This window comes from Couchioplanes caeruleus (assembly GCF_023499255.1).
Classification (GTDB): domain Bacteria; phylum Actinomycetota; class Actinomycetes; order Mycobacteriales; family Micromonosporaceae; genus Actinoplanes; species Actinoplanes caeruleus_A.
The window spans coordinates 5089613-5110535 of record NZ_CP092183.1; the positions used below are offsets into that span (position 1 = coordinate 5089613).

A 20923-nucleotide genomic window follows, 5' to 3' on the forward strand; every position below is an offset into this window, starting at 1 on the left:
ACCACCTGAGCTACCCCCGGTGGCCCGCGCTCATACATCTTCGTCGCTGCACAATGAGGCGAATTTTCCCTGCATAGATCCGCTGGAAGGGGGTATCCACGCGGGCCGGCCCTTCTCCTACAGCATCGATCGATTCAGCACGTTTTACCGATCACCGAGGGTGTACACACAGGAGCGAAGGTCCCCCGCCGGCCGGGCCCGAAAACTGGCCGGGCACACGATTCATCCCATCGGGACCCCGCCGGCTGGACCGGAACCGGCCGGCCGGGCACACGTTTCCCCCGCCGCGACCACCGCCGGCTTCGCCGAGACCGGCCGGCGGACCCACTTCCTCCCACCGCAACCCCCACCAGCCGGACACACGTTTCCCCCCGCCACGAACCCAGCCGGCCGGACCGAGGCCGGCCGGCTGCACGTTTCCCCTCCCACCACCACCGCAGGCCGGGCCGGGACCGGCCAGCCGCGCACACTTCCTCCGCCGCCGCGACCCGCTCCGGCTGACCGGCCACAGCCGCGTCCACGCCCGCGGCCGCCCGGCCCGCTCGGCCGCAATGGTCTCCCCTCCCCGGGCGCTGACCCGCCTCGGCTGACCGGTCGGCTGCGGGACTCATCGTCAAGCAGCTGCCGCAAGATGTGTTCTCCGTATTCGCCGCGAACACCGGGATGCACGATTTTTCGACCGCGTGTGATTCCGCGATGCAACGCCTTCCCGGGCCTTTCTATGCGCGGTCGACAGTGGCGATTCGAACTCGCTCGAAGAACATTGTCATGAGCAATTTCATCCGCCGCCACCAGCGACCGTCCCGAATCGGCGGGAGTAACGGCCTCAACCGCCGCCGACTCACCCAATGTCCGCCCGCCGCCACCGCCGACCCACTCGCCGCCACCGCCGATACCGCCGGCCCGACCGCCACCACAGTCGACCCACTTGCGACCACCACCGGCCCACTCGCCACCAACACCGGCCCGACCGACAGCACTACTGATTCACCCGCCGCCACCACCGAATCCCCCGCGGCCCCACTCGACACCGCCGCCACCGCCGAATCGCCCGCGGCCTCACTCGACACCGCCGCAGGCTCCGCCGTATCGGCGCCCTGCATCGTCGCCACCTGCGCAGGACCGCGCGAAGCCGCGACCGGAACGGGCCGCACCGCCCCATGCTCCGACCCGGACGCCCCCGCCAGCCCGCCGCCGCCGCAATCACCGCGCAGGCGACGCAGCTTCGCAGCATGCCGTTGCGCCAACCCCCGCACCCGATGGCGCGCGTGCTCGCGGCGAAACTCCTCCCGCGCCGGAGAATAGCGACGCGACGCCGACCGGTCGCGCATCATGGCCAATTCCGCGGCGGAAAACAACTGGAGCTGCTGCATACGGAAATTGTCCCGCAACCGCGTCCATCACTCCACTGAACGATCACCGTGGAAAAGCGACGATCGCCACATCGAAATATCCAGCCTCCGCGGGGACGATATCGACCGGACCCCGGTATAAATTGTGCCTACGGAGCACCGGCAGCGATCAGGAACAGCCACCTTGCTCTCCACCTGAGCCGCGTAATGAAGGGGGCGACGTGGCCGCATCGACGGGGCGGCTCTCGCGATGCGTCGGGAGGTTCACTGGTGGACGCCGGCGCCGTCCGGATCGCCGCGTGTGGACGGAAGCCTCCGGACCGGCCCGGTTCGACGATCTCCCGGGCGGGACCGTCCGCACGCCGCCGGATGGTGCGCTGCCAAGCGGATTCGGGCATGCCGGGGTCAGCCGTCGCCCGCGCGATCGCCCCAGCACGGTCATCTCGGCCGGCCCGGCACCGAGGGTCACAGCCCAGGTCAACCGCCGTCGTGCGACTGGCCCCGACTCAGCCGTGCCAGGTACGCCACAGTGCCGCGTACGTTGCGCCTGCTGCGACCAGTTCGTCGTGGGTGCCCAGTTCGACGAGCCGGCCCGCCTCCATCACCGCGACCCGGTCCGCGTCGTGTGCCGTCTGCAGGCGGTGGGCGATCGCGATCACCGTACGGTCGTGCAGCACCGCCGCCAGCGCGCGTTCCGCGTCCCGGGCCGTCGCCGGGTCGAGCAGTGCCGTCGCCTCGTCGAGCACCACCGTGTGCGGGTCGGCCAGCACCACCCGGGCCAGGGCGAGCTGCTGGGCGCGGGCCCCGTCGAGCGCGAGGTCGCCGCCGCCGAGGCGGGTGCCGAGGCCGTACGGGAGTTCCGCGACCCAGTCCGCGCCGACCAACGCGAGGGCGGCCATCAGCTCCTCGTCGGTGGCGTCCGGCGCGGCGATCGTCAGGTTGTCGCGGATGGCGTCGCGGAAGACGTGCTGTTCCTGGGTCACCAGCACCACCTGGCGGCGCAGCAGGTCCGGTGGGAGGTCGGCGATCGGGACGCCGCCGACGGTGACCGTGCCGGCGCCCGGGCGGTCCACGCCGGCGAGCAGGCGGCCCAGTGTGGACTTGCCCGCGCCCGACGGGCCGACGACGGCGAGGCGTTCCCCCGGCCGTACCGTCAGGTCGACGTCGCGCAGGACGTCGCGGCCGCCGTCGTAGGCGTACCGGACGCCGCGGACCTCGATGCGGTCGCCGGCCGGCGCGGTGCCGGCCGCCGGGACCACCGCGGGCAGGCCGGCCAGGCCCTCGACCCGGGCGAACGACGCGCCGGTGCTCTGCAGCTGCTCGAGCCAGATCAGGATCGCGTCGAGCGGCACCGCGAGCTGCCGCAGGTACAGCGCGGCGGCGGCGACGGCGCCCAGCGTGATCCGCCCGTCGACGTAGAGCGCCCCGCCCAGCAGCAGGACCGCCACGACCGGGACCACGTAGGACAGGTCGACCACGGGGAAGAGCACGCTGCGCAGGAACAGCGTGCGCACCCGCGTGCGCCGGGCCCGGCCGACCGCGGCGCGGCCCGCGGTGAGGCGGCGTTGCTGCAGGCCGAAGGCTTCGACGGTACGGGCGCCCGCGATGGTGGACGCCAGCTCGTCGGCCAGCACCGACCCGGCCGCGCCCTCGTCGAGGTACGCGCTGCGGGCCCGGCGCAGATACCAGCGGGTGGCGACCGCGATGCCGGACAGTCCGGCCACGCCGACCGCCCCGAGCAGCGGGTCCAGCAGGAACACCGCCACCAGCACGAAGATCGCCTGCGCCGCCGCGATCAGCACCTCCGGCACGGCGTCGCGCAGCGTGAACGCGACCGCGCCGACGTCGGCGGTGCCGCGGGCGGCCAGGTCACCGGCCGGTACCCGTTCGACCACCGCGGCGGGCAGGGCGAGGACCCGGTCGAGGAAGCGTTCGCGGATGCGGGCCGCCGTACGCTCGCCGAAGCGGTGACCCGCCACGAGCGCGGACCGGGACAGCAGGATCTGCCCGAGCGTGCACAGCAGGATGCCCAGCGCGAGGTGGTCGACGGCGGCGACCGACCCGGTGCCGGCGGCGACCGTGTCGATGACCCGGCCGAGCAGCCACGGCCCGGCCAGGCCGGCGACGGCGGCCAGGCCGTTGAGCGTGACCATCAGCGTCACCGCGCGGGCGTCGGCGCGGATCAGCCCGGCGGCCGCCCGCCGCACCCGGTCGCGCCCCGCGACCGGGAGCGCCGTCATCGCACGGCCCCGGCGGCCGGTCCGGCCGTCGTCGCGCGGACGCGGGCGGCCGGCCGGCGGGTCATCGCACGGCCCCGGCGGGGGCGTCCTCTCCGGCGGCGCGGGTGACCAGCGCGCGGTAGCCGGGCTCGGCGGCGAGCAGCTCGCGGTGCGTGCCGGTCGCGACGACCCGGCCGGCGACCAGGTAGTGCACCACGTCGGCGAGTTCGAGCAGCGCCGGTGACGTGGTCGTGACGAGCGTGGCGCGCCCGATCCGGGCCGCGGCCAGTCCTTCGGCCACCGCCGCCTCGGTGTGCGCATCCACCGCCGAGGTCGGCTCGACCGCGAGCAGGATCTCCGGGTCGGCGTGCAGCGCGCGGGCGAGGCGTACCCGCTGGCGTTGCCCGCCCGACAGGTTGCGGCCCTGGGTGTCCAGGACGGACGCCGTGCCGGCGGGCAGGCCGGCCACGATGTCGCCGGCCGCCGCCGCGGCGAGCGCGCGCGCCACGGCGTCGTCGTCCACCTCGGCACGGCCGGCGACGACCTCGGCGAGGGTGCCGGTGAACACGTACGCGTCGTTGTCGGCCACGAGGATCCGGTCCCGGACGTCCACCCCGGTCACCGGTACGCCGTCCCAGGTCACGGACGTGGGACCGTACCGGCCGAGGCGGTCCACGACGGCGGCCGCGTCGCCGGGACGGGCGGTGGCCAGCGCGGTGAGCCGCCCGGGGGCGACGTGCACGCCGGACTCGGGGTCGTGCAGGGGCGCGGGCCCGGCGGGTCCGCGGGCCCGGGCGGGCGGGTCGGCGGGCAGCCGCAGGAAGTCGAGCACGCGCCGGCCGGCGACCAGCGCCCGGCCCACGTCGAAGCCGCCCTCGATGAAGAAGGCGACGGGGACGACGAGCATCGCCGCGTACCCCCAGACCGCGACGAGCTCGCCCAGGCTGATCGTGCCCTGCGCGGCCATCCGGGCCGCCAGCCAGATCACGACGGCCAGGAACAGGGCGGGCAGGCCGGCGCCGAGCGCCTGGATCCAGCTGGTCACCGCGCCCACGCGGTAGCCCTCCTCGACGACGAGCCGGGAGTCGCGCCGGTAGCGGGCCGCGTACGCCTGTTTGCCGCCGAGGCCGTTGAGCACCCGCAGGCCGGCCACGATGTCGACGAGCCGGTCGGCCAGCCCGCCCTGGCGCTCGCGGTAGCGGGCGCCGGCGCGGTGCAGGCGGCGCAGCATCGGCCCGACGACGAGGGCCAGCACCGGCACCCCGGCCAGCACCACGACGGCGAGCAGCGGGGAGATCTTGAGCAGCAGCACGGCGACGACCACGTACGCCACCGCGGCGCCGAGGCCCGGCCCGGTGACGGTCAGCGCCTGGGCCAGCACCCAGACGTCGGCGACGCCGATGGTGACGACCTCGCCGGCGCCGATGCGCCGGGGCAGGGCGGCGCCGAGCCGGGTCGCGTGGGCCAGCACCGCGCTGATCGTGCGGTACCCGCCGTCGAGCCGGATCTTGGTCATCGTCCGGTGCCGCAGCATCGCCAGCAGGGCGTTGACCGCGCCGGCCAGGAACAGGGCGCCCACCCAGGCGGCGAGCACGGCCAGGTCGCGCCGGCGCAGGCCGCGGTCCACGGCCTGCGACAACAGGTACGGCGGGAGCGTCAGCCCGACCATCCACGAGGACCCGAGCACCGCCCCCGCGACGATGCGCCCCTTTTGCCGCCGGATCAGCCACCACAGGTAACGCAGAGGACCCCGCAGGTCGGCAACCGCGAGTCCCGCTTCCGTCACCCCTTGCACCCTAGAGCGCCGCGATCATCAGCGGGAGCCCCCAATTCGCGCACTTCAGGTGCCGGGTTAGTCTCCGGGCGTGAGCCACTACGCACCCCCGCTGATCAGTGCCGAGCGGGTCATCGGCGGCCGTGCCTACGACTTCTCGCGACGGGTGGCGGTGATGGCCATCGTGAACCGCACCCCCGACTCGTTCCACGACCGCGGCCGCACGTTCGCCCTGGAGAAGGCGACCGAGGCGGTCCGCGCGGCGGCCGAGGCGGGCGCCGACTGGATCGACATCGGCGGCGTCCCGTTCGCGCCGGGCCCGTACGTCTCCGCCGCCGACGAGCTCGACCGGGTGCTGCCGGTGGTCGAGGCGGCGCAGGGCCTGGCGGTGGTCTCGGTGGACACGTACCGGCCCGAGGTGGCCCGGGAGGTCATCAAGGCGGGCGCGGGCGTCGTCAACGACACGTCGGGCCTGCGCGACGTGGCGATGGCCGACGCGGTGGCGGGCACGGACGCCGCCCTGGTCATCACGCACAGCCTGGCGGAGCCGCGGACGCCGTACCCGGGCCCCCGCTACGGCGACGTGACGGCGGAGGTCGCGGGCTTCCTGCGCGACCGCGTGCGGCTCGCGCTGGAGCACGGCGTACGCCCGGAGCAGATCATCATCGACCCGGGCCACGACCTGAACAAGAACACGTACCACACCCTCGAGGTGACCCGGCGCCTGCGCGAGATCGCGGACATCGGCCACCCGCTGCTGGCCGCGGTCAGCAACAAGGACTTCATCGGCGAGACCCTCGACCGCCCGCAGGGCGAGCGCCTGCCGGGGACCCTGGCCGCGGTGGTCTTCTGCATCCTGCAGGGCGCGCGGATCGTGCGGGTCCACGACGTACGGGCGGCGGTGGAGGCGGTGCGGATGACGGAGGCCATGCTGGGGCTGCGCGAGCCGGCGTACGCCCGGCACAACATGCCCTGACAGATCGCCGGTCAGATACCGACCTTCTCCACGTCAGTCACCTTGATGGAGATTTTCGTGCCGCTGCTTCGGGTCGACAGGCTCTCCTCCTGAGAGGTGTACTGGTCCCCCGTGACCTCCAGCGTGCCGATGACCGGGCCGTCTTCGTCACCGGTCACCTCGTAGGTCACCTCGAAGGTGTCGTCGGCCGAGAGAACCGGGCCGCCGTAGGCCATCTTCACTTTGACGTCAACATTGCATCCGGCAGATCCGAAGCAGTGCTTCTCCGTGACCTTCGGAGTCAGGACGATGTCGGACTTCGCGGGCGTGGGCCCCGGCGTCGGCTCGGTCGCCCCGTACTCCCCCTCGTCGGTGGCGATGTCGTCCTCGGCCGGATCGGCTTGCCACGCCGTCGGCTCCGGTGCCGCGATGGAGGGAGATTTCGGCTGGCTCGGTGCCGAGGTGGCCGCAAGGGTGACGCCGACGGTTGTGCCCACCACGGTGAGCAGTCCTGCCATGCCGGCCAGGGCATACCAGACTTTTTTGCGATTCTTCAGCGCCTGGCCCGTGGGTTCAGCGACAACGACTGGCACGGACGACGACGGGTGGGACGGGTCGGTCACGAGGAAGGACTCCAACGCTTCGCGGGCTGAGGACACTGTGGTACTGGCCGGGCTCAACCCGGATCCGGCCAGCCTGTGCAGTGTCAGTCGCCCGGTGGCACCACGTCAGTGACGCCACACGGACAGTCATCCGTTCGGCGATCAGATCCGGCCGCCTGGGTAGCGACGCGAGCAGACAGCGGCCGCGCGGTCCCGACCGCTAGCCCTTCTTCAGGGTGCCCAGCAGCTCGGTCATCCACGGTTCCGGCGGCACGGCGTGCGGGCCGACGATCCGCATCGCCCCCAGCACCGTGAGCAGCATTCCCATCGCCAGGAACTCCCGCGCCTCCTCCTCGCCGGCGCCGGTCAGCTCCCGCACCGCCAGGTAGATCCGGCCGAAGCACTCGCGCACGACCGGGCCGATCGCCGGGTCGGCGCCGGCCGCGAACCCGTGCAGCAGGACGGTGATCAGCTCGCGCTCGGCGAGCAGGTCGTCGTACGCGTGCCCCAGGCTCTCCAGGGTGGGCTCGCGGGCGGCGGCCTCCCTGAAGCGCGCCTCGACCCGGGCGCCGGCGTGCTTCACCGTCGCCAGGAACAGCTCCTGCTTGGTGCCGAAGAGCCGGATCACGTACGGCTGGGAGACGCCGGCGATGCGAGCCACCTGGTCGGTGGTGGTGCCGGCGTACCCGCCGGTGGTGAACGCGGTCAGGGCGGCGCTCAGCAGCTGGTCGTGGCGTTCCTCGGCGGTGAGGCGGGCACGGGCACGGGGCGGGGACACGACAGCCAGATTATCAGCCGATAACTTCGCGCGGCAGCGGCGATTGACAAGTTATCAGTCGATAACTACTTTGGCGGCCAGCTAGTTATCAGTTGATAACAACAAGGAGTTCCGATGACCACCCTCGCCTCGCCGCCCCCGGCGCCGGCCGTCGCGCCGCCGCGGTCCCGGCCGCTCGCCGCCGTGCTGGCCGCCGTCGGCATTCCGATCTTCATGGTCACGCTGGACAACCTCGTGGTCACCACCGCGCTGCCGGTGATCCGGACCGAGCTCGGCGCCTCGCTGACGGATCTGCAGTGGTTCGTCAACGCGTACACGTTGCCCTTCGCGGCTTTTCTCCTGACCGCCGCCGCGCTGGGCGACCGGATCGGGCGCCGGCGGATGTTCCTGGCCGGGATCACGCTCTTCACGCTGGCGTCCGCGGCGGCCGCGCTGGCGACCGAGCCGTGGATGCTCACCGCCGCGCGGGCCGTGCAGGGGCTGGCCGGCGCGGCCGTCGCGCCGCTCTCGCTGACCCTGCTGGCCCAGGCCGTGCCCGACCGGATGCGCAACGCCGCCGTGGGGATCTGGGGCGGGATCAGCGGGCTCGGGGTGGCCGTCGGGCCGGTCGTCGGCGGGGCGGTCGTCGAGGGGCTGCACTGGTCGTGGATCTTCTGGCTGAACGTGCCGGTCGGCGTGGTCGCGGTCGTGCTGGCGGCGGCGGTGCTGCACGAGTCGCACGGCGGCGCGCCGCGGCTGGATCCGCTGGGCCTGGTGCTGTCGGCCGGCGGGATGCTCATGCTGGTGTGGGGCGTCGTGGACGGGCCGGACCGCGGCTGGGCGTCGGGCCGCGTGCTCGGCATGCTGGTCAGCGGCGGCGTGCTGCTGGCCGCGTTCCTCGCCTGGCAGTGGCGCAACAGCACCCCGATGATGCCGCTGACGCTGTTCCGGTCGCGCGGGTTCGGCCTGGTGAGCGTGGTGACGCTGACGTTCTCCGCCGGCACGTTCGGGTCGGTGTTCCTGCTCGCCCAGTTCTTCCAGGTGGTGCAGGGGCTCAGCCCGCTGGACGCGGGCGTCCGTACGCTGCCGTGGACGATGGCGCCGATGGTGGTCGCGCCGCTCGCGGGGATCTTCGCCGACCGGCTGGGCGTCCGCAACCTCATCGTCGCCGGCCAGGTGCTGCTCGGCGCCGGCGTGCTGTGGATCGCGCTCGCGACCACCGCGACCGTCTCGTACGGCGACCTCGTGATCGCGTTCGTCCTGGCCGGCGTCGGCATGGGTCTGACCTTCGCACCGATCAGCACGATGGCGCTGGCCAGCGTCACACCCGGCGAGCGCGGCGTGGCCTCGGGCGCCAACAACACGATCCGCGAGCTCGGCGTCGCGGTCGGGGTGGCGGTGCTGGCCTCGGTGTTCAGCTCGTACGGCGGCTACACCAGCGCCCAGTCGTTCGTGGACGGTCTCGGGCCGGCCGTGCTCGTGGGCGCGGCGGTCATCGCGGCGGGTGCCGTGGTGGCCCTGTGGCTGCCGCGCAGACCCGCACCGACCGACCACTGAGAACTTATTTCAACACTTCGTTCAAATCTTGCGGCTGCGTGTCGCATAATGCCACGATGACCGTCCCCCCGCGTGTCTCCCGCCGTACCCTCCTGACCGCAGCCGCCGCCGGAACCGCCGCGCCCCTCATCCCCGGGGGTGCGGCGGCCCGGGCCGCATCCCCGCCCGGCGACGTCGTCGGCGCCGTCACCGCCGGCTACCAGGGCTGGTTCTCCTGCCCGGGCGACGGCGCCCCGATCGGCGGCTGGTGGCACTGGTCCCGCGACCGGTTCCAGCCGCCGTCGCCGGCCAACACCACGATCGTCAGCTGGCCGGACCTCTCCGACCTCGACCACGGGTACGCCACCGCGTACCCGAACCTGGGCAACGGGCAGCCGGCGCGGCTGTTCTCCTCCTACGACCAGCAGACCGTCGACACGCACTTCCGATGGATGCGCGATCACGGCATCGACACCGCCGCGCTGCAACGCTTCAACCCCTTCGGCGACGAGGGGCCCACCCGCGACGCCATGACGCTCAAGGTGCGTGCGGCGGCCGAAGCCACCGGGCGCAAGTTCTATGTCATGTACGACGTGACGGGCTGGGCGTCGATGCAGTCGCAGCTGAAGCAGGACTGGTCGGCGACGATGTCCGCGCACACGGCGTCCCCCGCGTACGCCCGGCAGAACGGCAAGCCGGTCGTCTGCGTCTGGGGTTTCGGCTTCGACGACCCCGGCCGCCCGTTCGAGCCGGCCGCCTGCCTCGACGTGATCGCCTGGCTCCGGGCGCAGGGCTGTTACGTGATCGGCGGGGTGCCGACATGGTGGCGCCAGGGCATCAACGACTCGCGCGCCGGCTTCTCGGACGTCTACCACGCGTTCCACGCGATCTCCCCGTGGATGGTGGGCCGCGCGGCGAGCCCGGAGGATCTCGACTCGTACTACGCGAACGTCAACGTGGGCGACATGGCCGACTGCGCGGCCCGTGGCATCGACTACCTGCCGTGCGTCCTGCCCGGCGACCTCTCGGCGGGCCACCGCCGGCACGGCGACTACTACTGGCGCAGCATCTACAACATGGTCCGGCTCGGCGCGCAGGGCCTGTACGTGTCCATGTTCGACGAGTTCAACGAGGGCAACCAGATCGCGAAGACGGCGATCTCGGCGGCCTGGGTTCCGGCGGGGTCGGGCATCCGCGCCCTCGACGAGGACGGCACGGCATGCTCGGCGGACTACTACCTGCGCCTCACCGCCGACGGCGCCCGCATGCTCAAGAAGCAGCTCCCGCTCACCGCGGTCCGCCCCACTCCCCCGGTCGCCGGCACCCCGCCGCCGGCCCCGGCGGGCGACCTGGCGCTGCGCCGGCCGGCGACGGAGAGCAGCCACACCCAGGCGTACGGCGCACCGAACGCGGTCGACGGCGACCCGGGCACGTACTGGGAGAGCGCCAACAACGCATTCCCCCAGTGGTTGCAGGTCGACCTCGGCGCGGCGGCCACCGTGTCCCGGGTGGTGCTGTCGCTGCCGCCGGGCTGGGAGCGGCGCACCCAGACCCTGCAGATCCAGGGCAGCACCGACGGCAGCTCGTTCAGCACGCTGGCCGCACCGGCCGGACGCACGTTCGACCCGGCGAGCGGCAACCGGGCGACGGTGTCGTTCGCCCCGGCCACCGCCCGCCACCTGCGGGTCACTGTCACGGCGAACACCGGCTGGCCGGCCGGTCAGATCGCCGCCCTCGAGGCGTACGCCGGGGCCTGAGGCGGGCTACTGCGTCACGAACGTCGTGTAGTAGATGTCGATGACCACTCCGGGATAGGCGGCCCGCGTACGGTCAGCATGCTGCCGCTTGACCGCCGCCCGGCCCTGTTCCGTGGCGAGCTCGCCGATCGACCGGCCCGTGTACAGGTCGACGGCGAGCCCGGCCGCGGCACTCGTGTCGATCGGGCCGGTCCGACCGGCGTCCAGCTGCAACGCCATCCCCAGCTTCAGGTAGTGACCGTCGGCGAGGTTGATGGTCAGCGGGGCGTCCAGCGCGACCACCGCTCCCTTCTCCCGCGGACCGTCGGCCGGCGCGGCCCGCTCTCCGGCGGCCCTGGACATCGACGAGATCGGCGCCACCAGGGCCCCGACCCCACCGAGGACGAGGATCAGTGCGATGACCGCCACGGGAACCACGCCCAGGACGAGGCCGGCGATCGCCATGCCGCGTCCGCCGCGCGCGCCCCCGCGGGTCTGGCCCAGGCCGGCGTACCCGAAGACGACAGCCAGGACGCAGGGGACCGCGAACGTGCACCAACCGCCCAGGACGCCGACGACGCCCAGGACGAGCGAAGCCACGGCCATGCCCGAGGTCGGCAGCGCCGGCCGCGGGAGAACCGCGGCCCCGGCGGGCGGCGGGGCCGGGACCTGGGCGGGGTCGTGCCCGTACGGGTTCTGTGTCACGTCCGCCTGTTCGACGAGGCGCGGCGCGGATTGAGCGGGCACAGAAAAGTCTGACCGGAGCTTGCGGCGCAAGCCGGCCCGGGGCGGCAGCCCCGGGCCGGCCCGAGCGTCAGCCGATCTGGACCCAGGCGTCGTCGATCCTGCCGTGGAACTGGTCGTTGTCGGTGCCTGTGCCCTTGCCGCCGAGGCTCAGCGGCTGGGTGGTCACCACCGACAGCTCCGCCGGGATGCTGCGGCTGCCCTGCGGCTTGTCGTCCACGAGGATGGTCAGGGTCGTGCCCGCCCGCCGGCACTCGAGGGTGTGCCACGCGCCGTCCGCCATGGACACCGCGCTCTTCGCCACGTGGATCGTGGTCGAGGACTTGTCGCTCATCACGCAGCTGGGCCGGCCCGAGACGCCGTCGACCTGCAGCTTGTACTGTCCGCCGGCGGTCGAATAGCCCTTCTGCAGGATGTTCTCGCCGGTCGAGGTCTCCGCCGGCGACAGCAGCACGTACGCGCCCCAGCGCAGGTCCTTGGCGCCCGGGTTGAGGTCCGGCGCGTCGGCGGCCTGCAGCACCACGCGCGGGCAGTCGGTGCCGGTGCACTTCGACGGGAACTCGACGGCCTGTCCGTTGCCGTGCGCCACGGTCTTGAGCACCGCGCCGTTGACGGCCTTCGTCCGCAGGACGTGCCCGTTGCCGGAACCGTCGTCGTACGTCCCGTCGGCCACCGTGGAGTCGAAGTTGTACGACGCCACGTACGGCGACGGCGGCGCGGGCGGCACCGGGGTGCGGGACGTCGGCCCGCCGAACGAGGCGTAGCGCTTCTGCGTGACGCCGGCGACCGTGGTGAAGTCGCCGCCGACGCTGAGCAGGCCGTTCGCCGGGTTGGCGGCCACGGTGCGGACGCCGACCACGCCGTTGGCCTGCGGCGCCCACGAGGTGAGGTTGCCCGACCCGTCGACCGCGGCGAGCTTGATGCGCGACACCGAGCCGTCGGTGCACACGCCCTTGGTCCCGTTGTTGGTGGTCGTGCAGGCGTTGTCGAAGTGCCCGCCCACGTACGTGGTGCCGCCGAGCGTGGCGATGGCCTGGGCGTCGCCGTCGAACACCCGGGTCCACCGGGCCAGCCCGCCGAACGTGTACGCGATAGCCCGGCCGCCCTGCCCGCCCAGCGCGGCGTAGACGCCGTCGGCGTCGGTGGCCAGCGCGAACACCTGCGAGACCGGCTTGGGCAGGAAGCCCTTGTCGAGGACGCCGGTGACGCCGTCGACCGCGGTCAGGCGCAGCGTCGAGCTGATCCCGTTGGTCTTGTGGAAGCTGCCGCCGAGGTAGACGCGGCTGCCCTGCACGGCGAGCGCGTTGACGGTGTCGTCGGTGGTGGGCGCCCAGCCGTCCAGCGCCCCACCGGCGGTGCTGAACGCGGCCAGGTTGCTGCGCGGCGAGCCGTCGACGGAGGTGAGCCGGCCGCCGACGTACACCCGGCCGTTGCCGACGGCGAGGGCGTTCGGCTGGCCGAGCACGGTGTGCTTGAGCGGGCCGGGGGCGCCGGTGGCCGCGTTCAGGTCGGCGACCGCGTCGCGGGTCATGCCGGCGACCTTGCCGAAGTCACCGGCGGCGTACACCGTGGTGCCGTCGGCGGCGAGCGCCCGGACGGTGCCGTCCGCGCCCGGGTTCCAGTCCAGCAGGGCGCCGGTCTGCGCGTTGAACGCGGCGAGGCGGGCGCGGGCGGTGGTCTTGCTGCCCACCACCGCGCCGGTGAAGGAGCCGCCGACGTACACCACGTCGCCGAGGTGGGCGACGGCGTACACGGGGCCGTTGAACGACGGCGCCGGGCCGGGGGTGCTGGAGACCACCTCGGCCAGCGCGGCGCCGCCCGCGGCGACGAGCACGGTCGCGGCACCGATCATCACGAGCCGGCGACCGGCGGATTTCAGGCCATTTCGGTTATTGAGCACACCTGCGGCAACGGTGCTCACGCCTCGGAGGACGCGAGCACCGGTACGCAATCCCGCTATGGAGTGACAGTGAAGGTCCGGCTGGTGCCGGTGAACGGGGTGATCGCGCCCGTGATGCCCTTGGCGTCGCCGTGGTGCACGATCCGGTACGTGCCGGGCTCCGCGTCCGCGGGCACCGTCCAGGTGATCTGGGCCGTGGACACGCCGAGGTACTCGCGCTTCCAGCGGTAGGTCGTCTGCCATTCGGCGTCGGTCGAGACGGTGGTCCAGGTGCCGCCGGTCTGCCGCTGCACCTCGAGGAACGTGCCCTCGTCGCGCAGGTTGTTGTTGGGGTGGCCGGTCACGAAGTCGGCCCGGACGGTGGCGCCGCGGGCGTACGACGCGGCCGGCTGGGTGACCACGCTGCCGAAGGACCTGCCCAGCGGCGGCGTGTCCAGCACGACACCCGGCCGCACGCTGATCCTGTTCTGCGGCAGCGCCGGCGGCTGGACCGCGCTGGGCGTGGGCTGCCCGTCGCGCAGCGCCGCCGCGAGCTTCGCCAGCTCCTGCTGGTACGCCGGCCCGGTGTAGCGGCCGAAGTGGGTGGCCGCGCCCTCGTAGTGCTGCAGGTCGTACTCCTCGGGGGTGGCGACGTAGCCCGCGTAGGCGTTCGCGTACCCGGCGAGGATCTGGTGCGTCACCGCGCCGGGGAGCTGGACGGCGACCGCGTCGCGCACCCGCTGGCCGGCCACGATGGTGAACTCCCCCGGCGCGGTGGTGACGGCCAGCTGGCCGATGCGCAGCACCTGCAGCGGCATGATCTGCGGGGTCCACGGCGGGTTCTGGCTGCCGCTGCCGAGGAAGACGTCCTTGGGCGCCTGGCACACCCGCACCTCGGCCGGCGTCGGGTTGACCACGATGCCGGCGACCAGCAGCAGCGGGTTGGTGTTGAGGTCACCCTCGTCGACGATCGGCGGGCCGGGGCCGTCCTCGGCGCCGGCGGTGAAGTTCTGCCCGAGCGCGCCCGGACAGGTACGGTGCGGCTGCCCGTCCGGCGTGTACGCCCCCGCGACCTGGACGGCGGAGAAGTCGACGTAGCGGCCACGGGCGTCGATCGGGCCGGTGAGCTCCTCGGTCGCGGAGTCGAAGAGCTGCTGCGCCTTGTCGGCCTGCAGCTTGCCGATGATCCGGGTGTTCTCGAACTCGTCGTCCGTCGGGCCCTGGGCGCCGCCGTTGCGCAGGTTCGGCGACATGTCGCCCGCGTTGGTCTGCGCGAAGGCCGCCACGAAGTCACCCCGGTGCGCCCAGTCGACGCCGTGCACTCCGTCCTCGATGAGGTGGGCCGCGTACCCCTTGTTGTCGGCGCTGATGAGGTGGTTGGCGGGGGTCATGGAGGTGCCGTGGGTGGCGAAGAACGAGAGCAGCCCGACGGGCCGGCCGCCCTGCTCGAAGCGGAGCACGGTCATCCGGGTGTCGACGGCGCCGGGGAACCGGGCCCGGTCGGCGGCCGGGTCGGCGTTGAACGCCGGCAGCGAACGGTTGACGTTCGCGCCGGTGAGCGTACCCTCGGCGATCTTGACCGTGCCGGGCGCGAGCCGGGCGTCGGCGGCGTCGATCGCGCGCACGATGCCGGAGACGATCGCCTCGAAGATCGGCGCCTCGAAGCCGAGGGTGGTGAGGTTCCACATCGTGTACTCGGAGAAGCCGCCCGGGCCGGAGTGCGTGTGGGTCGCGGTGAGCACGACGTTCTGGTCGGTGTACGTGCTGCCGTGCCGGGCCCGCAGGCGCTTGAGCACCTCCATCTGGACGGCCTGGGTCACGAAGTCGATCTCGGTGCTGACGAAGGCGACGTGGTGCCCGGCGGGGTCGGCGACCACGAAGGCGCGCGCCCATTGCCGCGAAGCGATGCCGGAGGTGGTCTGGGCGGGATCGGCGTAGCCGAGCATGCCCACCTCGGCGGCCTCGCCGGTGATGTCGCCGATGCCGACCCCGACGGAGTATCCGGCGGACGGCGCGGCGGCTTCCGCGACGGATGCGGGAGCGGGTAGGAGGAGGAGAAGACTCGCGGTCAGGCCCGTGAGCAGGCGTCGAGCGGACAAGGGCACCTCCGGGCAGAGACAGAGGTCGATGGATATCCGCAGATGCTAATGCGATTCATGTTTTCCCGCAGCGGGTGTGGAATACTTCCGAGACTTGATCCCGAAACTTACGTAGGAGGCGTCCGTGGCCCGCGTGACCATCGCCGCGATCGCCCGGGAAGCCGGCGTGTCGGTCCCCACCGTGTCCCGTGTCCTCAACGGGCGCGCCGACGTCGCCCCGCAGACCCGCGAGCTGGTGGAGAACCTGCTCAAACAGCACGGCTACCGCCGGCGAGCGTCCCGGCAGCCCACCGGCAAGGCCGCCCTGGTGGACCTGGTCTTCAACGACCTCGACAGCCCCTGGGCGGTCGAGCTGATCCGCGGCGTGGAGGACGTCATGCACGCCGCCGGCGTCGGCACGGTCGTCTCCGCGGTGCACCGGCGCTCCGCCGCGACCCGCCAGTGGATGCAGAACCTGTACGCCCGCCAGTCCGACGGCGTCATCTTCGTGACCTCGGATCTGACCACCCCGGTCTACGCGGAACTGCAGCGGCTCAACATCCCGGTCGTGGTCATCGACCCGGCCGGCGGCGCACCCCTGGACATCCCCACGGTGGGCGCCACCAACTGGGCGGGCGGCCTGTCGGCGACCCAGCACCTGACGTCGCTGGGCCACCGCCGCATCGGCTTCATCGCCGGCCCGAAACACCTCATCTGCAGCCGGGCCCGTCTCGACGGCTACCGCACCGGCCTGGAGTCCGTCGACGAGTCACTCATCCGCCAGGGCGACTTCCTGTACGAGTCCGGCTTCGCCGGCGGCATGTCGCTGCTGGACATGGACGACCGCCCGACCGCCATCTTCGCCTCCAGCGACACGATGGCCCTCGGCGTGTACGAGGCCGCCCGGCACAAGGGCCTGCGGGTCCCCGACGACCTCAGCGTGGTCGGCTTCGACGACCTGCCGGAGGCCCGCTGGGCGTCCCCGCCGCTCACCACGGTCCGCCAGCCGCTCGCCGAGATGGGCGGCCTGGCCGCACGGACGGCGCTGCGACTGGCGCAGGGCGAGGACATCCAGACGCCCCGCGTGGAGCTGGCCACGGAACTGATCGTGCGCGACAGCACGGCACCGCCCAAGGATGCGGCGCAGTGACCGCGTCAGCGTCGCCGTAACGTCCATCCGGACCGGGGCGCGGGCTCCGGCGCACAGGTACGCAGCCACGCCTCGAGGTAGTGGGCGGCGAAGTCGCATCCCTTGTCGGCCAGCGCCCGGGCCAGGATCCTCGTCGCCGCCACGTCCTGGCGCCGTTCGATGAAGCTGTCGAGCAGCGCCTGGACGTGGTCGGGGCGGTCGCCGAGCCCCTCGGCGATCTCCACGACGGTCCGCACCGGCGCGAGGGCGACCTTGTCGTTGAAGATCTCCCGCGCCGCGGCGGGCTCCAACGCCGCGGTGAGGCCGGTCAGCCCGGCCCGGTCCGCGTGCTGCTCGACGCTGAAGAGCTCGTTGACCTCGGCGTCGAACCCTGCGAGCTGCATGCCCTGGACGACGGCGGCGAGCGCGACGCGGTCCTCCCGCCCGGACACGGCGGCGACGGTCCGCAGCCAGTGGCGCCCGAGCGAGGCCTGCAGCGCGGCGACGATCGGCGGCAGCATCGCGGAGCGGGCCGGCATGCCGGCCACCAGGTACGTCAGCGTGTGCCGGCGCCAGTCGTCGGGCGGCAGGAACCGGGCGAGGTCGATGACCGTCTCGTCCCCGGCGTGCTCGGCGAGGATCCGCAGGAGCGCTGCGGTGAGGTCGTTGACCTCCGGCAGCCGCCGCACCATGTCCGCGATCTGCGCCATGTCCTGCCCGGCACTTGCCGCGTACGCCGCCGCGAGGCGGGTGCCGTCCACCGGGCCGAGCTCCGCCAGCCGCCGGCCGTCGTGGGCGATCACCTCCAGCACCCGCCGCACCGGGGTGTGCTGACCGAGCTCGAGCAGCCCCTCGGCCAGGCGTGCGAGCTGACCCGGGCCGAGCGCTTCCGCCACTTCGTCGATCAGCCGGCGCGCACTCCGCGGTACCCCGGCGTCCTGCAATGCGGCCATCAGCGTCAGGGCGGTGTCCGGGCCGCCCCGCACCGCAGCCGTCACGAACAGGCGCAGCTCCGCCTCGTCCCGGCCGGCCCGGCGGATCCGCCGCCCGAGCGCGACCAGGTCGGGCAGGGTCCAGGCCGTCGCGACCTGCCGCAGCGCCGGTTCCACCCACGCCTCGAGGTCCTCGTCCCAGAACGCGGCCGCCAGCGAGGCGAACGCGTCGGGCGTACGCGCGTGGGCGAAGGCTTTGGTGCTCAGGCGCAGGGCGTGGGCCTGGGTGTCAGCGGCCACCATCGCCGAGACCAGCGAGGCGATCTCGGCGTCCGGCCTCAGCACGACCAGGTCCAGCGCGTGTCCGTAGAAGCAGAACGCGGCGTCGTCGCGCCCGCCACCGAGCAGCGCGTCGGCGATGACGACCGCGTCCGGGGGTGGCGTACGGGCCGCCTTGGTGACGAGCATGGCGTCCGCCGCCGGCCGCAACGACGGCAGCGACAGGGCGCCGACCAGCCCGACGATCGACTCCGGCGCCCCCCAGTGCTCCGCGGCGGTGTCGAGAAGCTCCCGGACGGCGTCGGGCCACCCGTCGCCGGCGAGGACGGCTGCCACGTCGGCGACCACCCGCGCCGGCCGCGACGCGGTGTGCCGCAGCAGCGTACGGACCGCGGCGGGCAGTTCGAGCTCCTGCAGTTCGCGGGCCAGGGACCCGATCTCGGCCGCGGGCCGATGGCCGGCACCGGCCAGGATCGCGTCGCCCGCGGCGTGCCGCCCCTCCCGGCCGGCGAAGAGCACCAGGCCCGCCACCTCCTGGTCGGGACGGTGCGCGCCGGCGGCCGCCAGCAGGGCCGCGGCCCGGTCGCGCCCGGCCCGGTCGAGCTGCGCGAAGAAGTCCCGGGGTTCCAGGCTCATGAGGTGGTCGGCGCCGTCGGGCACCTCCGGGCGCGCCGCCGGCGGCTGCGGCGCCGCCGAGGATCCCCGGCCCCGGCGGTTGCGACCGAGGATGATCGTCCCGCCGCTGTTGCGGGCCCGCTGCTGCGGGAGCGGCCGCCCCTTGGCCTCGAGCTCCTGACGGACGTGCCAGTACAGGGTGTCCATGTCCAGCAGGTCCGGGCCACCCGGCACCCCGTCCTGCAGGGCACGGATGACCTCGCCGGTGAAGGCGGTGTACGGCTCCCCCAGCGGCGCGCTCGCGGCAGCCGTCTCCGCGGAGGCGGTGATCAGGTAGGTGCCGTCGATGCGGCTGCGATCGGCGATGCCGTTCGACGCCCCCATGAACCCTTCCAGGGCAGCGCCGCTGAAACAGCAGTCGAGCATGACGACCTTGCTGGTGCTCAGGCCGTGGCGGTTCACGACCCGGCGGATGTCGTCGTACCGTATGGCGGTGTGCCGGACGAGGTCCGTGGTGTCGGGCATCGCCAGCAGCAGTTCGGACGTCTGCTCGTCCAGCAGCCCGTGGCCGGCGAAGTAGACGAAGAGGGTGTCGCTCGCCTGCGTCGCCGCGGTGAACACGGCGTCGATGACGCTGTCCCGCGACGCCGGGTTCGCCAGCACGGTGCAGTGCGACCGGTCGAGGCCCCAGACCTCCGGATCGGTGAGCAGGCCGGCGAGCCGCTCGACGTTGTTCGCGACCGCGGGCAGGTCGGTGATGCCGGGGTACCGGTCGACGCCGATCAGGACCGCGCGGGAGGCGGCGGCATCAGGCAGCGCCATCGCCCGGATCCCCGGAAACGCGGCCGGCGGCCGCCTCGACCGCCCGCACCACCCGGCGGTCCGCCTCGTCCGTGCCGTCGTGGACGACGCTCACGTTGTTGATGACGATGGTCACCGGCGCGGTCTGGCGCTTGGCCTGCCGCCAGGCGCGGTAGGCGACGAGCAGCCCGGCGATCCCGGTGGCGTTGGACACCACCACGTCGATCACCTCGAGCGCACCCATCGAGCCGTTCGCGGCGGGCACCGCGATGATCTCCGCCGAGCGGGCCACCTGTCCGTCGCGGCGCAGCCACCCCATCAGCGAGTTCATGGTGAGATCACCCTCCGCCCGGAAGGTGATCGTTACTCGCGTTTCGGTCAGATCGGGCATACCTGACAGTGAAGCATCCGCGTGCGGCGGCGGCCGACCCGGGCCGGGCCGGCCGCCGCCGGCCACGTGTCAGTCGGTCACGCGCGGGGCCGTACGGGCCGCTTCCTTCAGTGCCGCCGCCGCGCTGGAGTACGGGTTGTACGTGTACGACCGCGACAGCGTCCCCGGCACGGTGAAGTACTCCGCCGAGAGCTTCGCCGGATCGGTGGCCAGTTCGCCGCGCCCGGGCAGGTCGTCGCCGTCGTCCCAGCCCCACGGCGCGTTGGCCGAGTTGGTGCCGCAGGAGAACGTGCCCACGCCGCAGTCGCCCGAGGTGTCGCCGGCGAACGTGCCCAGGTTGGCGAAGAGGTTCGCGTTGGCGCGCTGCGCCCACAGGCCGCCGTCGGCGAAGATGTCGATGAGGGCGTACTGCACGTCGCGGTCGTTGGTGCCGGACGGGGTCTGCGCGGTGGTCGACGGGTAGTAGACCAGCCCGTCGCCGTTGATCGTGTACTGCGGGTACGCCTTGAGCCCGTGCCCGCGCGCCTCCTGGGCGGTCACCGGGTGCTGGAACGAGTCGTGCGGCGAGCTCTGCATCTGCAGGGTGCCGTCGATGCTTTCCCGGCCGCTGGTCCAGGTACTGCCCGCCGGGGCGTACGAGTAGAAGTTGGTGTGGGCGACCGTGACGGCCGAGCGCAGCACGCCGTAGTCGGTGTCGTTCTTCTCGATCGCGAGCAGGACGCCCTCCCCGTCGTTCTCGTGCTCGGTCTCGAAGAACGGGTGGTCGATCCAGTCGCGGGGGTGGAAGAAGAAGTACGTGATGTACCAGTGGCTGCCGGTCTCGACGACGGAGTAGTAGACGTGCGCCGCGAACGACGCGCCGGACTGGGCGGCGTGGTCCCAGTTGTTGCGCCCGCTCAGGTCGCCGTCGAAGTCGACCCTGGTCAGGTAGTCCGACTTCCCGCCCAGCGCGTGGCTGCCGGTGGCGTCGACGTCCTGGTAGTGGATGGGGGCCCAGCGCAGGGCGAGCTGGGCCCGGCTGACCGCCGCGTGCGCCGGCGCCGGCGCGAGGAGGCCGGTGGTGGCGAGTGCGGCGGCCAGCACGGCCGCGATTCTGCCCGTGACGGACATGTGTTCTCCCGCGATCGAAGAGATAGACCGCGAG

The 20923-nt window shown here is 73.0% G+C and carries 15 protein-coding genes; 4 read left to right on the forward strand and 11 right to left on the reverse strand.

Annotated features, from left to right (window positions below; all coding sequences use genetic code 11):
* Positions 1 to 719 precede the first annotated feature (719 nt).
* The 3 genes from COUCH_RS23635 to COUCH_RS23645 form a co-directional block, all read right to left on the reverse strand.
* Complete coding sequence (locus COUCH_RS23635; protein WP_249613956.1) at positions 720 to 1373, reverse strand: hypothetical protein; 654 nt, start codon at positions 1371 to 1373, stop codon at positions 720 to 722.
* A gap of 485 nt (positions 1374 to 1858) precedes the next feature.
* Entirely contained in the window at positions 1859 to 3592 is a 1734-nt protein-coding gene (locus tag COUCH_RS23640) for an ABC transporter ATP-binding protein (protein ID WP_249607377.1), read from the reverse strand.
* 61 nt (positions 3593 to 3653) lie between these two features.
* A complete protein-coding gene (locus COUCH_RS23645; RefSeq protein ID WP_249613791.1) occupies positions 3654 to 5273 on the reverse strand; it encodes an ABC transporter transmembrane domain-containing protein in 1620 nt (539 codons plus the stop codon).
* A gap of 163 nt (positions 5274 to 5436) precedes the next feature.
* Between COUCH_RS23645 and folP the strand changes: the two genes are divergently transcribed.
* On the forward strand, positions 5437 to 6321 hold the full coding sequence (gene folP / locus COUCH_RS23650; protein ID WP_249607378.1) for a dihydropteroate synthase: 885 nt from the start codon (positions 5437 to 5439) through the stop codon (positions 6319 to 6321).
* Positions 6322 to 6332: 11 nt separating this feature from the next.
* Here folP and COUCH_RS23655 read toward each other — a convergent pair whose 3' ends face one another.
* Both COUCH_RS23655 and COUCH_RS23660 read right to left on the reverse strand, forming a co-directional pair.
* A complete protein-coding gene (locus COUCH_RS23655) occupies positions 6333 to 6923 on the reverse strand; it encodes a hypothetical protein (protein ID WP_249607379.1) in 591 nt (196 codons plus the stop codon).
* 199 nt (positions 6924 to 7122) lie between these two features.
* Positions 7123 to 7680, reverse strand: a complete 558-nt coding sequence (locus tag COUCH_RS23660; RefSeq protein WP_249607380.1) for a TetR/AcrR family transcriptional regulator — start codon at positions 7678 to 7680, stop codon at positions 7123 to 7125.
* A gap of 114 nt (positions 7681 to 7794) precedes the next feature.
* Between COUCH_RS23660 and COUCH_RS23665 the strand changes: the two genes are divergently transcribed.
* Positions 7795 to 9216 carry an MFS transporter gene (locus COUCH_RS23665; protein WP_249607381.1) on the forward strand — a complete coding sequence of 474 codons (1422 nt, stop codon included), beginning with the start codon at positions 7795 to 7797 and terminating at the stop codon, positions 9214 to 9216.
* A 56-nt stretch (positions 9217 to 9272) separates the two neighbouring features.
* Positions 9273 to 10952 carry a discoidin domain-containing protein gene (locus tag COUCH_RS23670; protein WP_249607382.1) on the forward strand — a complete coding sequence of 560 codons (1680 nt, stop codon included), beginning with the start codon at positions 9273 to 9275 and terminating at the stop codon, positions 10950 to 10952.
* Positions 10953 to 10958: 6 nt separating this feature from the next.
* On the opposite strand, the gene COUCH_RS23675 is transcribed toward COUCH_RS23670, so the two are convergent.
* The 3 genes from COUCH_RS23675 to COUCH_RS23685 all read right to left on the reverse strand — a co-directional run bounded on the left by COUCH_RS23675 (position 10959) and on the right by COUCH_RS23685 (position 15653).
* The gene (locus tag COUCH_RS23675) at positions 10959 to 11678 is read right to left on the reverse strand and encodes a flagellar basal body-associated FliL family protein (RefSeq protein WP_249607383.1); all 720 of its coding nucleotides are present in this window, start codon (positions 11676 to 11678) and stop codon (positions 10959 to 10961) included.
* 67 nt (positions 11679 to 11745) lie between these two features.
* Positions 11746 to 13527 carry a LamG-like jellyroll fold domain-containing protein gene (locus tag COUCH_RS23680; RefSeq protein WP_249613792.1) on the reverse strand — a complete coding sequence of 594 codons (1782 nt, stop codon included), beginning with the start codon at positions 13525 to 13527 and terminating at the stop codon, positions 11746 to 11748.
* A gap of 104 nt (positions 13528 to 13631) precedes the next feature.
* Complete coding sequence (locus COUCH_RS23685) at positions 13632 to 15653, reverse strand: neutral/alkaline ceramidase (protein WP_249607384.1); 2022 nt, start codon at positions 15651 to 15653, stop codon at positions 13632 to 13634.
* A 124-nt stretch (positions 15654 to 15777) separates the two neighbouring features.
* Between COUCH_RS23685 and COUCH_RS23690 the strand changes: the two genes are divergently transcribed.
* On the forward strand, positions 15778 to 16782 hold the full coding sequence (locus tag COUCH_RS23690) for a LacI family DNA-binding transcriptional regulator (RefSeq protein ID WP_249607385.1): 1005 nt from the start codon (positions 15778 to 15780) through the stop codon (positions 16780 to 16782).
* A gap of 5 nt (positions 16783 to 16787) precedes the next feature.
* On the opposite strand, the gene COUCH_RS38935 is transcribed toward COUCH_RS23690, so the two are convergent.
* From COUCH_RS38935 to COUCH_RS23710, 3 genes are all read right to left on the reverse strand, one after another.
* A complete protein-coding gene (locus COUCH_RS38935; protein WP_275979962.1) occupies positions 16788 to 19409 on the reverse strand; it encodes a caspase, EACC1-associated type in 2622 nt (873 codons plus the stop codon).
* A complete protein-coding gene (locus tag COUCH_RS23705; RefSeq protein WP_346015935.1) occupies positions 19396 to 19779 on the reverse strand; it encodes an effector-associated constant component EACC1 in 384 nt (127 codons plus the stop codon). The genes COUCH_RS38935 and COUCH_RS23705 overlap by 14 nt, the downstream gene beginning before the upstream one ends.
* Positions 19780 to 19848: 69 nt before the next feature.
* Positions 19849 to 20889 carry a hypothetical protein gene (locus COUCH_RS23710; RefSeq protein ID WP_249607387.1) on the reverse strand — a complete coding sequence of 347 codons (1041 nt, stop codon included), beginning with the start codon at positions 20887 to 20889 and terminating at the stop codon, positions 19849 to 19851.
* Positions 20890 to 20923: the final 34 nt, after the last annotated feature.